This is a genomic window from Streptomyces sp. HUAS TT11, from assembly GCF_051553595.1.
Classification (GTDB): domain Bacteria; phylum Actinomycetota; class Actinomycetes; order Streptomycetales; family Streptomycetaceae; genus Streptomyces.
Map to the genome: position 1 here is coordinate 9,495,894 of NZ_CP196184.1, position 13,152 is coordinate 9,509,045.

Genomic DNA, 13,152 nt, shown 5'->3' on the forward strand with positions numbered 1-13,152 from the left:
CCGGCCGGTCGCAGCGCAGAGCTACGGGGGCGTGGCGGAACTCGGGCTCGGCGGCGATGATGCCCGCTACCGCCTGCACGGAGGCTTAACGCTCGGTCCCGCGGCAGGTGTTGGCCGTGATCGCGTCAGAGTTCGAGGAGCGTCGTCGAGGTCTTGCAGACGCAGGTCGCGATCGTGCCGTCTTGCGGCCGATCGCATTTCCGGGCGGCTGAGCCGTCGGTCATGCCGGGACGCTCTCATGTGGCATCGCGACGCCTGCGATTCCGCAGCAATGCGCAAACCATCAAGGAACGACCCGTAGGGGGGCCTGCGGGTCGTGCGACGAGCGTGCCATCGGTCATGTTGTGGTGGATTGCTGACGATTGGTGGCGGGCGTTCAGGTGTCGGTGTTGGCGGGTGACGTGCGGGTGGGAGTGAGGGGGCCGTTGGTGGCGGTGATGGTGGTGAGGGGGTACGGGGGGTGGTTGGTGCCGGGAAGGGCGAGAAGGGGGGTGTTGTCGGATTGACGTTGGCCGGTGTAGTGCCAGGTTTGCCCGTGGCGGTCGGTGTGCGGGTGGGTGAGGTCGTAGATGCGGCCGTGGTGGTAATAGGGATCTTTCGCGTTGTGGGTGGCTTGGTCGAGGAGATGGGGGACGTGGTGGGCGGTGAGGTGGATGGGGGTGTTGTTGATGTGTCCAGTGGCGGTTTGGGTGGTGCCGATGCGATGGGTGGGTGTGTCGAGTGCGTTGATCGCGGTGAGCCAGTATTCCCAGTCGTTGAGGGTGGCGGCATTGATGTGGACGGTGATGTGGTCGTGGTGGGGGGTGATGTGGGCGAGTTCGAGGCGGTGGGCGTGGCCGGCGTGAAGTTGGATGGCGGTGGCGGCTGTGTGGTGAGTACGGCCCGGGTCGGGGTCGGTGGTGTGGGCGGTGAGGGATCCGTCTGGTGTGTGAGTGTCGGACGGTGTGCCGTCGGATGAGCCGCTTTCATCCGGTGTGTGGGCTTCGGTGGGCGTGGTGGTGCTGGCCCAGCGGGGTGTGTGGTGGTCGGTGCGGGGGAGGGCGATGGCACCGCGGAGCATGGGGGTCGCGGCGGAGATGCCGGCGGGTGTGTGGTCTGCTCCGAGGGGTTCGGGTAGTGGTGCGTGGGGGGCGAAGAAGGCCTGACGGTTGTCGGGTGGAGCGGTGGGGGCTGGGATTCTGTCGGGTGGGTCGGCAGGTGTCTGTTCTGTGCCGTTCGTGGTGAGGTGAGCGGCGAGGAGGTCGGCGAGGGTCTGGGGCGGGTCGGCGTGTAGGGCATGGAGGTCGGCGAGAGTTTGGGGTGTGCGGATCAGGTCGTCGGATGTCCGGTGCGGTTCGGCTTGTGCCGGTAGCGGGGTGAGTGCTTCGGCGGTGTTGAGGTCGGCCTCGGCGTGGTTGGGGGTTTGGGGTGCAGCGGGTGGCGTGGGTTGGTGCTGGTGGGGCGTGCGGGTGAGGTGACCTTGTGCGGTGAGGTCGGCGATGAAGGTGCGGGCGAGTTCGGCGAGGCGTCGGGTGAGGTCTTGTTCGATGTCCGTGCGGTGGTCGGGGGTCGTGGTCATGTGACTCTTCCTTCTGCCGTGTGGCGGGTGGTCGGCGGTTGGCGCCGCGTTGTACAGGTGCCTGTCCTGCTGGTCGCCTAGGTCTGGGTGCCGCACAGGGGCCGGGGGGTCCGTGGGCTCCGGGTGTGGTGGCTGGTTTCCGTTGCGCGTTCTCCCTGCGGGTTCTGTGGGTGTGTGGCGCTGGGTGTTGCGTAGGTCTTGCGCAGGGTGTCGAGGGCGCGCCATTGGAGGGTCTTGACGGCGGCGTTGGTGGTGCCGAGGGTTTCGGCCGTCTCGGTGACGGTGAGTTCGTTGAGGAATCTGAGGCGGATGACGGCCTGTTGCCGAGGGGTGATGCTGCCGAGGGCGTGGTGGAGGTCATGGACGGCGAGGGTGGCGAGGGCGGTGTCTTCGGCGGTGTTGGCAGGGGTCGTCCAGGTGTCGTGGATGTGGGTGATGTGGTCGACGTAGGTGAGTCGACGGGTGGCGGCGATCTTGTAGTGGTCGGCGATGGTGTTGCGCGCGATGGTGCAGAGCCAGGCGCGAATCGAGGTGCCGGTCCAGGTGAAGGTGGTGATTTTGGTGAGGGCTTTGACGAAGACGTCGGCGGTGAGGTCTTCGGTGAGGGTGGGGTTGGATTTGACGCGATGGTTGATGAAGGTGGCGATCACGTCGTGATGCATGCGGTAGAGCTCGCCGAATGCGTCGGGGTCGCCTTGTTGGGCGCGGGCGATGAGGGCGGGTTCGGCCTCTTTGTGACGTGGCGTGGTGCGTGTCTTGGCGATCAAGGGTTGCTCTCTTGTGTGGATGATGGGTGGGTGTCCGAGTGGGTGGGATGGCCGGCCCGCGCATGTGGGGTCGTGGTGCGGCACGGTGGGCGCTGGGGCCCCCGGGCCGAGGGCGGCGGCGCGTGTCGGACATCAAGGTGATGTGATGCCGGAGCGGGGCCGCGGTGGTGCCGGTGAGGCGTGAGCGAGGGTGCCGGGACCTGCTCTGCCTGGACCGCAGTTGTGCCGGGTCGGCGTGGATGCAGGATGGGCTTTGAGTGCTGCCTCGGGGGCCGGACCGGCATGGGTGGTGCCGGCATCGGCCGGGTGTGGCTGGGCGTGCGGTGGTGGCGCGCCGGGGGTGTGGCCCTGCTGAAGAGCGCTGTGGTGCTCTGGTGTCACTTGGGAGCGGGCGGCCGGGGTGTGGCCGAGGTGGTGTGTGGGTCGTTGTAGACGAGGGTGTCGAGTTGGATGTTGTAGGCGTGGTGGAGGGTCCAGAGGGTGGTGAGGCTGGGTTGTTTGGTGCCGGCGGCGAGGCGGTGGAGGGTGGATCTGCTGATGCCGGTGCGTTCGGCCATGTCGGCGACGGTTTCGTCGCCGTGTTCCTTGGCTTCGGCCAGGAGTGTGGTCATGTGTAGGCGGAGCATGGTCGGGGACCCCCTCTGGGAATGTGCGTTTGTGCGGTTGGCCCACGCGCACGCAACGTATGCAAGTTGTCGGCTTGGAGTGACGCAAGGGTATTTTGATGCGCACAGGAGTTCGGTGTTGGTGATGTGGCCTGTGTGTTTGTGGATCTAGGGCTGTGACCTGCGAAAGTGCATGGGTGCAACTGAGGGGGCAGTAGTTGGCATGCGCGCTACCCTCCGGGGTCGGCGCGCTACTCTCCGGGGATGCGGAGTATGGAAGATCCCCCCCACGGGAGTCGGGCAAGGCGGCAGGCGCAGGCGCGGCGGGTCGGTGCGTTTTTGACGGCGGTGGCGACCGCGGCCGGGTACGACGTGCGGCGGCGGCAGGGCGGTCGGGTGCAGTTGGCGGCCGTGACCGGTCTGAGTTTGACGACGATCAGTCGGACGTTGGACGGCAAGACGTTGCCGCTTCCTTCCCAGTTGACGACCTGGGCGACGGTCCTCAATCTTGATCATCGCAGGATGCTGGTGGAGAGCGGTCTGATCCCGGAGCAGCGCGGGCCGCAGACGGTGGAGAAGGACGTGGAGGTGGCGTCGGTGCTGTCGGCGCAGGAGGCGATGGATGCGTGGGGGATCACCGATCCCATCATCCGCAAGACGCTCAGCGGGAGCATCGCCCAGGCGATCCAGTTGCAGGAGGAGTTGGACGCGGCCGGGGACTGGGGAGCAGTCGCCCTGGGGTGAGACAGGGGCGCACGGCCTGGGCGCACACCACCCCTGCGGTCCTCCGTTTTTCGGGGCGGGGGTGTGCCATGTGCCATCCGCAATGCAGCGGATGGCCGGTGTGAGGGGGTCGGATACCGGAGGGGCTTTGCGGTCGGCGCTGGCGTGCCATGCGGCCGTAGCCGTCGTGTCTCGCGGTGCCGGGCACGAGCAGGCCGTCATTTCTCGGGGCCGTGTGGCAAGCAACAGTGGCTGTCGGGACCGGGGTTGGCAGCTGAGGGTGCCGCAGCCCCTTTCGCAGGCTCCCGGCCGGGCGGGGTTGCCGCAGCCGGCGGCCCGTGGGGTCGAGCGGTTGCCTCGGGTGACGGATGAACTCGGGGGTGTACCGGCTCACCCGTTTGGTGGTGATCAGGGGTAGAGCTGCCAGTCGTCCCGGGAGACGACGGTGTTCCCGGTGAGTCGCCCAGCCAGGGCCTGTTGTGAACGTCCTGGTCGCGTGGGGTCTGGCGCACATGGGTGGCGTCGTTGTCAGTGGTGCTGTGCATGATCGGCGCATCAGCTCTTCGCGGGGATCGAGACAGGGGAATGCCATGGCGATCACAAACCAGCAGGTAGCGAGACACGTGTTCCTGCGACTGATGTACGACGATTCCTACTTCCCTGATCACGTGGTCGACCAGGGGAAGGCGATCCTGCTGCGGCTGTGCGAGCGAATTGAGGCTGATCAGCCGTCGGATCTGGAGACCTTGTATGCGCTCACCAAAGCTGCGACGGAGGAGTTCAACCTGCTGGACAGGGAGTTCGTGGCGGCGGGGAGCGAAATCGAGACAGTTGCGCGTGAGTGGATCTGTGACGAGTTTTGTTTCGTCGCGTCGGCATACGGGTTCCCGGACGCGGATGCGGAGGAGCTGACCGCCTGCCGGGACTGGTGAACGAGGGCAGGAAGGCCACCTCCGATCAAAGCCATTCGTGAAGAGCTGCAATCAGTACGGTCGCTTCGTAGCGGACGGTGAACTTGTCGCAGCGCGTGGCCGGTGCCATGGGTGCCCGCCCGCGGCCTTCGGGCACAGTGTGTTCGGCTCTCATAGGCCGAACAGGGTGGTGGCGTTGTCGTGGCATACCGCTCGCAGCCATGCGGGTCCGAGGTCGAGGCGTTCCAGGGCGTGGAGTTGGTGCGGGTAGGAGTAGGGGATGTTCGGGAAGTCGGTGCCGAGCAGGATGCGGTCGCCGAGTTGGGCGAGGCGGGGCAGGGCCCGGCGGGGAAACGGCATGAACGCCTCGGTGAAGTCGGTGAACACCATCGTCGTGTCGAGCCGTACCTGTTCGTAGCGTTCGGCGAGGTCGAGGAACTCCTCGTATTCGGGCATGCCGAGGTGCGCGATGATCAGCCGTAGCCGCGGGTGCCGGGCGAGCACGCGTGCGATCGGCCCGGTGCCGGTGTGTGTTCCGGGTGCGGGCCCGGAGCCGCAATGGATCACGACGGGGACTTCGGCCTCCGCCAGTGTTCCCCAGGCCTGGTCGAGAAGCTCGTCGGCCGGGTCGTAGCCTCCGACCTGTACGTGTGCTTTGAATACGCGGGCGCCTGCGTCGAGGGCTTCGCGGACGTAGGTGTCGACGCCGGGTTCGGCGAAGAGAGTGGCGGTGTGCAGGACCCCGGGGGTTCGTCGGGCGAACTCGGCGGCCCATCCGTTCAGCCACTGGGCCATTCCGGGCTTGTGCGGGTAGAGCATGGCAGTGAAGGCTCGGAGGCCGAATTGCCGTAGTAGGGCAGCGCGTTCGGCTTCCTGAGTGCGGTAGGTGATCGGCCATGCTAGCCCGCCGGTCAGGGGTCCTTGCGCGTCGAAGTAGTCCCAGACCTTGTGCAGGACACGTTCGGGCATGAAGTGCGTGTGGACGTCGACCAGGCCGGGAAGGCCGAGCCGCTGCCAGAAACGGCGGACTTCTCGGACCTCCTCCTCACCCGAGGTCACCTCACAGGTGACCGGGCCGGCACCCGTGGCTTGGTCCGGCCCCGGCGACCCGGTGCTGCGGGAGGTGCGGAGCGCAGGGGCGTCCTTTGAGAAGCCGGCGGGATCGACGGGCGCCGCGTGGTGATCGTTCATGGTGCCCACGATCGTCCCGGGTGAGGGGGCCGGTCCAGTCCTGGGCCGGTCTGGGCTCGTGAGGGATGCGTCACCTGGGCCGCGGCGGTGCGGGCTCCGCGCCTGCGGCCGCCCCCGTATCGCACCGTCGTCGTGCCGGACGGTCGCCTGACTGGGTCATCCGCAGACGAGCGGGGCCGAATGGCAGCAGCCTCTCGGAGAGGGCGCGTGGGCGAACTCGTCGGTGGCGCCTGCCGGCCGGGGGAGTGGTGTGTTCGCGGGCGCCTGCCGCTGTAGCCGGTGAAGGGGCCGACAGGCCGAGAACGGCGCGGGAACGGGCAGAAGTTGGGCAGGGTCGCCGGGCCCTGGGCCGTTGGCGCTGCACCGGCGCCGGGCGTGTGTCCTGGTTTTCGGGGTTTTTCTCGGTTGGTGGGTGCCAACACGCCCAGGGGTGTGCGGGAGCGCGGGGGTTTTGTGTGGGCGTGTCAGGATCGGCGGGTTGGTTGTCCGAGCCGGGAAGAGGGGCGGCGGATGCTCGTTGTGCAGGGTGCCTCGGTGACTGCTGTCGTTCGCGCCAGTACGGGTGAGCCGGTGATTTTGCTGTCCGAGAACGGGCATCCAGGCATGCTGGAACAGGCGCTACTCGATATGGTGAAGGCGGCTTCGGTTGTTCTCACCGAGAGGGAGTTGCGTGCCGTGGGTCAGGCTATTCCGCGTCTGCGGGCGGGGCATGCGGATGCGCGTGTGACGGTCGACGGCGAGGTTTTGACGGTCTATAGGCTGTCCGGCGACGATTGAGTGCCGGCTGCGGTCCGGGACTTTCGGGTGGAGGCGGAGGGGGCGGCGGGCTCGGAGCCCGCCTTCTGCTTTTGTGGGGGGCGAAATACGCGTCGCCCGCCGTCTGCGGAATTCGACGGCGGGCGACGCGGCTTCATGGATGGTGGATGTGCTGTTGGGTCAGTAGCGGCAGCAGTCCCAGCCGTAGGAGTACTGGCTGTAGCCGCCGTAGCCGCCGTAGCCGCCGTAGCCGCCGTAGCCGCCGTAGCCGCCCAGGTCCCAGCCCGAGTGCCGGTCGCAGCGGTTCCGGTACCTGTCCCAGCGCCAGTAGTCGCGGTCGTGGCCTCGGTATCGACGCAGGTCGATGCCGCGGTAGCGGCGCAGGTCCCCGTTGTTGCGGTACTGGGACGGGTGGTGGGTGCGTGCGCTCTCGCCTCGGTGGAGGGCGGAGAGGGCGGGCGCCGCGGAAACCGATCCCGGCAGCGGGGTGGCGCTGGCTTCTGCCGTCAGGGGCACGGCAACGGCTCCGGCTGTCATCAGCGCGACTGCCACAGCCCTAGCAATGGTCTTCACGTACTCTCCTTTCGGACAGCAGGGATTCGATCATTTCCCTGCTGCTGCGTCAGACGCTACCCCGAATTCCACACGTCACGGCAGAAGCTGATAGGACATCAGGCGCAGCAAGTACGGGCTGCAGGGATTCGGAGATGTGCGGAAAGGGGCAGCTCAGCGACCTTTCCCGGTGAGTGCGAGGCAGTGGATTCCGGTCCTTTTTGAAACACTCGTCCAGGCGAATTTTCTCCTCGTGGCGAAGCTGCCGGTCCGGGCTGTGCGTGCGAATGAATTCAATGACTCTCGCCGGGTGAATTGCTTTCGTTTATTGACCTGTATTCGGTGGAGTCGGAAAACCGCTCCCATATGCCGCTGCCTGTTGTTTCACTGCCGGGTGGGTCATGGGCCCGCGACAAATCTGCCCCGGCTTTGACGGAGTCGTGGTCCTGCCTGGGAGCGCGGACGCCTCATCCAGTGCCGCGGATCGTTGTGCGCTTGGGCTGCTGGCCCTGCCGAGGGGCCGGACACACCACCTGTTCGGGGCAGCCGTATGCAAGGAGGGGGGGGACCACCTGCACATCGCGGCGCGCGCTGCATCGACGGCTTGTAGTGTGGATTTGAGACCTGGAGGCAACGTATGCGCGCCAGTGACGACTCAGACTCCCTTGACCAGGCGACGAGGGATTTCATGGCGGCGCGTCCCCGACTCTTCGGCATCGCCTATCGCGTGCTCGGCAGTGCCGCGGAGGCCGAGGACATCGTCCAGGACGCGTGGCTGCGCTGGCAGAAAACTGATCGTGCCGTCGTCCAGGAACCGGCGGCGTTCCTGGCCACGGTCACCACGCGCCTGGCGATCAACTGTGCCCAGTCCGCCAGAGTGCGGCGGGAGTCCTACACAGGGCCGTGGCTTCCAGAACCGGTGGACACCAGGGCGGACCCCCAGCTGGGAGCGGAACGGGCCGAGGTCCTCGACATGGCGGTTCTCTTCCTTCTGGAGAAGCTGAAGCCCGCGGAACGGGCCGCTTACGTCCTGAGGGAGGCCTTTGACTATCCGTACCAGCAGATCGCGGACATCCTCGAGACCAGCGAGGCCAATGCGCGCCAGTCGGTCAGCCGGGCCCGCAAGCGTCTGTCGGCCGAACGCAGGGAACCCGTCAGTTCCAACGTCCACCGACGGCTGCTGGAGGCGTTCGTCGGCGCGGCGCGTACAGGTGACCTGTCGGCGCTCGAAGAACTTCTTACGGCTGACGTGGTCAGCTATGCCGACAGCGCTGGAAAGCGCGGGGCATCCAAGATTCCGGTTGTCGGACGTCCGCACGTCTCGAAGACCCTCGTTGCCTATGCTCCGCGGTTCTGGCCCGAGACGGAAATCCGCTGGGTCGAAGCCAACGGTAGGCCGGCCGCCCTGGTTACAGCACACGGAGACCCGGTGGCTCTGCTGACCGCCGATGTGTCGGAGCGAGGCATCGAACGTGTCATGTGGGTGGTGAGCCCTGCCAAGCTCGCCCCCTACGTAGCTTCACTGGACAAGTGAAGAGTTGCGCCGCAGCTCCCACGCTGGATCTGTGCCGGTCCTTCGCACGCTGCGCTGCGATCCGTCCTGAGGCCACACCTTGGCCATGTAGTGGCCGGCGGCCAACGCTGCCGCATGCGGCAGAGAAGCCCCTGGCCATCCCTTTTGACCAGGAGCGCGCTGATGACGCCTCGGGTCATACGGTGATTGCGGAGCCTGTGATTCATTCCTGGCGAATTCCGTGCAGACGCACCATGTACTGGCTCAATGGCCGGCGCCGCCTGCACCGGGGCTTCGAGCGTAGCCGGCTTCTGACCTTCACCAGCGTCGCCTGTCCCCTCATCTGCCGGCCCCGACAGACCAATCGAGGAGGCGCAGCCGGTCGCCGATCGGTGACCCCTCTCGGTCGTGTCGGGCTGGATCACTTATGCGCGCACGCTCATCCGCCCAGGGACTGCCGTGTGTTGACGGCCTCCCGACGAGTGCCGGGTAGCGGTCTTCAACGTCTGCGGCCCCGGACTCGCCAGCCGCTGCCCAGCCCTGCGAGGTGCAGCGCCAACACGGTGAGGCCGATGAGCATGATGTTCGTTGAGGTGAACGTGTCGTTGGTCGAGATGTCAGCTGCGTTGATCAGGAAGGCGATGAAGAACAGGACCGCCGAGACTATGGACAACATGGTGAGGATCCCTTCGATCTCGCGTTGGGTGATGCACTCCGGTGCCTAGCGCTTGCCCCTGATGGGGCCGGGCACTCCCTGGCGGCGCGGTCGGGCGTTGATCGGCCACCGATTCGGGGCCGTGCACAGTGGGCCGAGTCGGTTTTCGATGTTCCGGTCGAGGGTCTCCCACGGCCTGACTGGGTGTTCCAGTGTTCGGCGGCGAGGGCCACGTTGGGTTCCACCTGGCCTGGACCGGGCACGGCTGTGCCGATCCGAGAGAGGGCTTGCCGTGGGGTCCACGGGGCTGAGGGCACGAAGACATGCGCTTTGAGGGCGGTGACGGCGCGTAGGGGTCAGAGGCAGCGGTTTCCGGTCGAGTCTCGGCGAGTTCAGCCTGGTAGGTGATCAGGACGACGGCGATGGCGCCGTCGGTGAGCGGGGGAGTTCTCGGCGGCGCGGGCTTCACCGTTCGGGAATGGCGGCGATGCCGGTTCGTGTTGCCGGGGCATGACGATGAATGTGCAGCGGCCCGAGGTTCTGCGTTACACCGCCTTCTCCGGTGTCCCCGAGGGTGGTAACCCCGCCGGTGTCGTCCTGGACGCCGGTGCCCTCGACGACGGTGACATGCTGGCCATCGCCGCGGAGCTGGGATACTCGGAGTCCGCGTTCCTGACCGCGCCTCCGGAGGGATTGGACGGCGAGGCAGGGCGGGCGTACGGCATCCGCTATTTCAGTCCCAAGGCCGAGGTCCCGTTCTGCGGGCACGCCACCGTCGCAACTGCGGTCGCGCTTGCCGAGCGGATCGGTCCGGGCCGGCTGGTGTTCGCGACGCGCGCGGGCACTGTGCCGGTGGATGTGGTGGAAGAGGGCGGGACGTTCCGGGCCACGTTGACCAGCGTCGAGCCGCACGTCGAAGAGATCGCTGACGCCGATCTGGACGAGGCACTCGCCGCACTCGGCTGGCCGTCCGCCGATCTCGATGCGGCCTTTACGCCCCGTATCGCTTTCGCCGGTGCCCGCCATCTCGTCCTTGCCGCGGCGACCCGCGCGCGCCTGGCGGATCTGGATTACGACTTCGCGCGCCTGGAAGCCCTGATGCACCGACTGGACCTGACGACGCTGCAGTTGGTGTGGCGCGAGTCGGCGACCGTCTTCCATGTCCGTGACCCCTTCCCCGTGGGCGGCGTCGTGGAGGACCCCGCGACCGGCGCCGCGGCCGCCGCGTTCGGCGCCTACGCCCGGCAACTCGGCCTGGTTGCGGAGGATGCCGTGCTCACGTTGCGCCAGGGCGAGGACCTCGGCCGTCCCGGCGAGCTCACGGTGACGCTACGGGCGGGTGATACGCGCGTGCGTGTCAGCGGCGCGGGAGTGCGCATCGGCTGAAGCTCCCCGGCCGGGACGGCAGCGCGTGCGCCGTTCCGGCCGGCGGTCACGCGCCCAGTCGGTCAGTACCTTGATGCAGGGCGGCGAAGTTGATCCTCGCGCTCTGCAGTCGGGAGTGGTGGGGGGCATGTCCTCCGGCATCAGTGATGTAGAAGGTGGTGCGGTCACAGGGGAAGCTGAAGTCGTCCATGTCGACTGGATTGGAGGGCGAGGGCCACCCGCATCAGGGTGCCCGCGTTGTAGGCCCCGTCTTCAAAGCCGCTTATGGATCTGCTTCCGCGAAGTCGACTGGCCATCTCTACCTGTTGCCCTGTGCCCTCTCGTAGGCGCCCAGTTCCTCTGCATTGCCGATGAAGGCCGGGCCGCAGTGCGGTGGCCGGCGATCGATCACCATCGCTACTGCAGCTTGTGCGCTGTCCGTCTCGGCGATCCGCGGGCTGGTCCGGCTCGGCCCTTCAACGTAGTACCGGCCGTCCCTCAGCGTGCCGATGTAGGGAATGTCCCAGGTGTGGCGCATCTCCGTGCACCTGCTGAAGTGCAGCTCCCACATACCGGTCCAGGGGTAGAGCTGACGAAGCAGCGGCCCGGCATGCGCCACCAGTACCAGCTCGGCAAACGGAGCGAAGAGCGGCGATTCTTCCGGCCGGCGAGGTTCGCCCGCAGCGGTCAGGATCTTGTGCCAGGCTGCCACGACAGTATTGGTCATGTCGTGATTGTGCAGGTCCTGCTGCGCCGTCATCAAAGATCACTTCCCGGTGGATCATGGTCTGATGTTCTGACATGAACTCAGCGCCCCAGAGCCGCAGTTACGTGAGCGCGCTCTTCGGCGATCTCCGGATGGGTTCTGTCCGGATGCCTCTCAAGATGCTGGGCGGAAGCCTGCATGACTTCCAGATCGCCTCCGCCGGAGAAGCCGAGACAGGCCTGCCACTTCAGGCCGATGATGATCTTCAGTGCGCTCGCCAGATCGTCGGGAATCAGCCCGCCTGCCCCTTGGGGGTTCGCCAACACCACTGTGGGGCGGGCGTCTTCCTCGGCGCGCACAGGAAGTACGCCCGGCCGGAGAAGTTCCCTGCGATCAGCTCCAGCGGCGCGCCCGAGGCAAGTCTCAAAGCCGTCACCGCACTCCCTCCGTTCGATGTCGAATCCGAAGGACGCCCGCAGCAGCCCGTGAATGTCCGGCATTCCCTGGATTACATCGAGCAGGGGACGAGGGCGACACGGCGTCAATGACCCTGCTGGTTGCGGTATTTGATGCCTCATCGGGCTGGGGCGAGTGGGGTCTGGTGGGGGTGCGCTTGGGGTGGTGGTTGAGGGTTGGGTTGGTGGGTGGGGTGAACGGTTGTGCGTTTTTGAACGCTTGTCGGGTTTGGGGGGTTTGCGTTTCTGTGTGGGGTTCGGCTACCGTCCAGGACCTCCGGACAAATTGTTCGGAGTGTTTGGACGGCGGGGTTTGGTCATGGCCTGTCGGCGCTGGTGCCGGTGGGTCCGCCGTTTCCGCTGCTCCGCAGCCGGGTTCCCGCATGACCCGGCTGCGGGGTGGTGGGTCCTCGTTCGTTCGGATGCTGGTGCGGTGCGGGTGGTGTGGCGGGTGTGTGGTTCACCGCCGGCCGGCTGTTCGTGCCGCAGGTGCAGGACGGGGCCAGGGCGGGCGGTCCGGGGGTTCGACTTCCCCGGGTCCTCTGGGCTCGGTGTCCGTTCTGTTCGACCGTTCCTTGACAGGATGAAAGGTGTTTTACCCATGAACATGGACCAGCTTGAGGCCGAGACCGCGGAGCTGCTGCCCGGGCGGGAGGCGTTGGGGAAGTTCTCGTTCAACTTCACCAAGATGACCAACATCACGAAGAAGGTCGCTCACGTGGACGCGCACAACGAGTCCGCGGCGGTCAACTCGTGCTCGCCGTACGCGGTCGCGCAGTCCGAGGCCTCGCAGGCCATCAGCGTGCAGCAGTAGGACCCGGTGGTGCAGGGCCGCTCATGCAGCGGAACGCGGCCCTGCACCCGCCCCCGCCGGCCGTTCTGGGCCGTATGTCCGCCCGTTGTGGGACGCGGCCCTGACCGCCTGCGGTGGTACCCGGGCCCAGACCGTCTGCGGTGGGATGCGGTCCTGCACCCGCCCCCGTCGGCGGTGCCCGGCCCTGACCCCCGCTCGCGGGAGGTGCGGGTCTGATTGCCGTCTGCGGTGTGATGCGGTCCTGGACTTCTGCGGTTGCGGAGTCCGGTCCTGGACGTCTTGCGCTGCGGAAGCCGGTGTTGGACTCCGTCCACCGTGGACCTGGTTCTGATTGTCTCCCGGTGCGGAAGCCGGTTGTGGACCCCGTTCTTTGCAGAACCCTCGTGCTGTGCCTGGTGTTGGGATGGGGTCCTGGATCCCTGCTCCGCCTGGTGTGAGGTTGGGATGTGGGTTTGTGTCCTGCCTGATGCGGGCGTCGCCGGCTTGCGGCCGGTGGTCCGCCTGGCGCGGGTTCCGGGTTTGGGGTTGTGGGTTTGCGGTTTGTGTCGTGCCTGTGTTGTTTGCGGGCTGCGCGCCTTGTG

At 67.0% G+C, this 13,152-nt stretch carries 15 protein-coding genes; 6 read left to right on the forward strand and 9 right to left on the reverse strand.

Annotated features, from left to right (window positions below; all coding sequences use genetic code 11):
• Positions 1-376: 376 nt before the first annotated feature.
• From ACSHXN_RS42690 to ACSHXN_RS42700, 3 genes are all read right to left on the reverse strand, one after another.
• Positions 377-1,558, reverse strand: coding sequence for a BN159_2729 family protein (locus ACSHXN_RS42690; RefSeq protein WP_438306336.1), 1,182 nt, complete (start codon positions 1,556-1,558; stop codon positions 377-379).
• Between the two features lie 77 nt (positions 1,559-1,635).
• Entirely contained in the window at positions 1,636-2,325 is a 690-nt protein-coding gene (locus ACSHXN_RS42695) for an RNA polymerase sigma factor (RefSeq protein WP_438306337.1), read from the reverse strand.
• Positions 2,326-2,702: 377 nt separating this feature from the next.
• Positions 2,703-2,936 carry a helix-turn-helix domain-containing protein gene (locus tag ACSHXN_RS42700; RefSeq protein WP_438306338.1) on the reverse strand — a complete coding sequence of 78 codons (234 nt, stop codon included), beginning with the start codon at positions 2,934-2,936 and terminating at the stop codon, positions 2,703-2,705.
• 420 nt (positions 2,937-3,356) lie between these two features.
• Here ACSHXN_RS42700 and ACSHXN_RS42705 point away from each other — a divergent pair, with 420 nt between their 5' ends.
• Both ACSHXN_RS42705 and ACSHXN_RS42710 read left to right on the forward strand, forming a co-directional pair.
• Entirely contained in the window at positions 3,357-3,674 is a 318-nt protein-coding gene (locus ACSHXN_RS42705; RefSeq protein WP_383357525.1) for a hypothetical protein, read from the forward strand.
• Positions 3,675-4,243: 569 nt separating this feature from the next.
• Positions 4,244-4,585, forward strand: coding sequence for a DUF5713 family protein (locus ACSHXN_RS42710; protein WP_356114976.1), 342 nt, complete (start codon positions 4,244-4,246; stop codon positions 4,583-4,585).
• Positions 4,586-4,735: 150 nt separating this feature from the next.
• Here ACSHXN_RS42710 and ACSHXN_RS42715 read toward each other — a convergent pair whose 3' ends face one another.
• Complete coding sequence (locus ACSHXN_RS42715; protein ID WP_438306339.1) at positions 4,736-5,755, reverse strand: amidohydrolase family protein; 1,020 nt, start codon at positions 5,753-5,755, stop codon at positions 4,736-4,738.
• Positions 5,756-6,265: 510 nt separating this feature from the next.
• Here ACSHXN_RS42715 and ACSHXN_RS42720 point away from each other — a divergent pair.
• Positions 6,266-6,532 (forward strand): hypothetical protein, encoded by a 267-nt coding sequence (locus ACSHXN_RS42720; RefSeq protein ID WP_438306340.1) that lies wholly within the window; start codon positions 6,266-6,268, stop codon positions 6,530-6,532.
• Positions 6,533-6,691: 159 nt separating this feature from the next.
• On the opposite strand, the gene ACSHXN_RS42725 is transcribed toward ACSHXN_RS42720, so the two are convergent.
• Entirely contained in the window at positions 6,692-7,084 is a 393-nt protein-coding gene (locus ACSHXN_RS42725) for a hypothetical protein (RefSeq protein WP_438306341.1), read from the reverse strand.
• Between the two features lie 616 nt (positions 7,085-7,700).
• On the opposite strand from ACSHXN_RS42725, the gene ACSHXN_RS42730 reads away from it, so the two are divergent.
• The gene (locus ACSHXN_RS42730) at positions 7,701-8,597 is read left to right on the forward strand and encodes an RNA polymerase sigma-70 factor (RefSeq protein WP_356297597.1); all 897 of its coding nucleotides are present in this window, start codon (positions 7,701-7,703) and stop codon (positions 8,595-8,597) included.
• Between the two features lie 478 nt (positions 8,598-9,075).
• Here the strand turns inward: ACSHXN_RS42730 and ACSHXN_RS42735 are convergent, their stop codons facing one another.
• Positions 9,076-9,252 carry a hypothetical protein gene (locus ACSHXN_RS42735; RefSeq protein WP_355142436.1) on the reverse strand — a complete coding sequence of 59 codons (177 nt, stop codon included), beginning with the start codon at positions 9,250-9,252 and terminating at the stop codon, positions 9,076-9,078.
• A 489-nt stretch (positions 9,253-9,741) separates the two neighbouring features.
• Here ACSHXN_RS42735 and ACSHXN_RS42740 point away from each other — a divergent pair, with 489 nt between their 5' ends.
• Positions 9,742-10,617: a PhzF family phenazine biosynthesis protein gene (locus ACSHXN_RS42740; RefSeq protein ID WP_355142438.1), complete on the forward strand. Its 876-nt coding sequence runs from the start codon at positions 9,742-9,744 to the stop codon at positions 10,615-10,617.
• 46 nt (positions 10,618-10,663) lie between these two features.
• Here the strand turns inward: ACSHXN_RS42740 and ACSHXN_RS42745 are convergent, their stop codons facing one another.
• The 3 genes from ACSHXN_RS42745 to ACSHXN_RS42755 form a co-directional block, all read right to left on the reverse strand.
• Positions 10,664-10,807 carry a hypothetical protein gene (locus ACSHXN_RS42745; protein WP_438306342.1) on the reverse strand — a complete coding sequence of 48 codons (144 nt, stop codon included), beginning with the start codon at positions 10,805-10,807 and terminating at the stop codon, positions 10,664-10,666.
• Positions 10,808-10,915: 108 nt separating this feature from the next.
• Positions 10,916-11,356 (reverse strand): DUF6193 family natural product biosynthesis protein, encoded by a 441-nt coding sequence (locus tag ACSHXN_RS42750; protein WP_438306343.1) that lies wholly within the window; start codon positions 11,354-11,356, stop codon positions 10,916-10,918.
• 47 nt (positions 11,357-11,403) lie between these two features.
• Complete coding sequence (locus ACSHXN_RS42755) at positions 11,404-11,802, reverse strand: hypothetical protein (RefSeq protein ID WP_438306344.1); 399 nt, start codon at positions 11,800-11,802, stop codon at positions 11,404-11,406.
• 556 nt (positions 11,803-12,358) lie between these two features.
• On the opposite strand from ACSHXN_RS42755, the gene ACSHXN_RS42760 reads away from it, so the two are divergent.
• Positions 12,359-12,571, forward strand: a complete 213-nt coding sequence (locus tag ACSHXN_RS42760; protein WP_356297727.1) for a hypothetical protein — start codon at positions 12,359-12,361, stop codon at positions 12,569-12,571.
• Positions 12,572-13,152 lie beyond the last annotated feature (581 nt).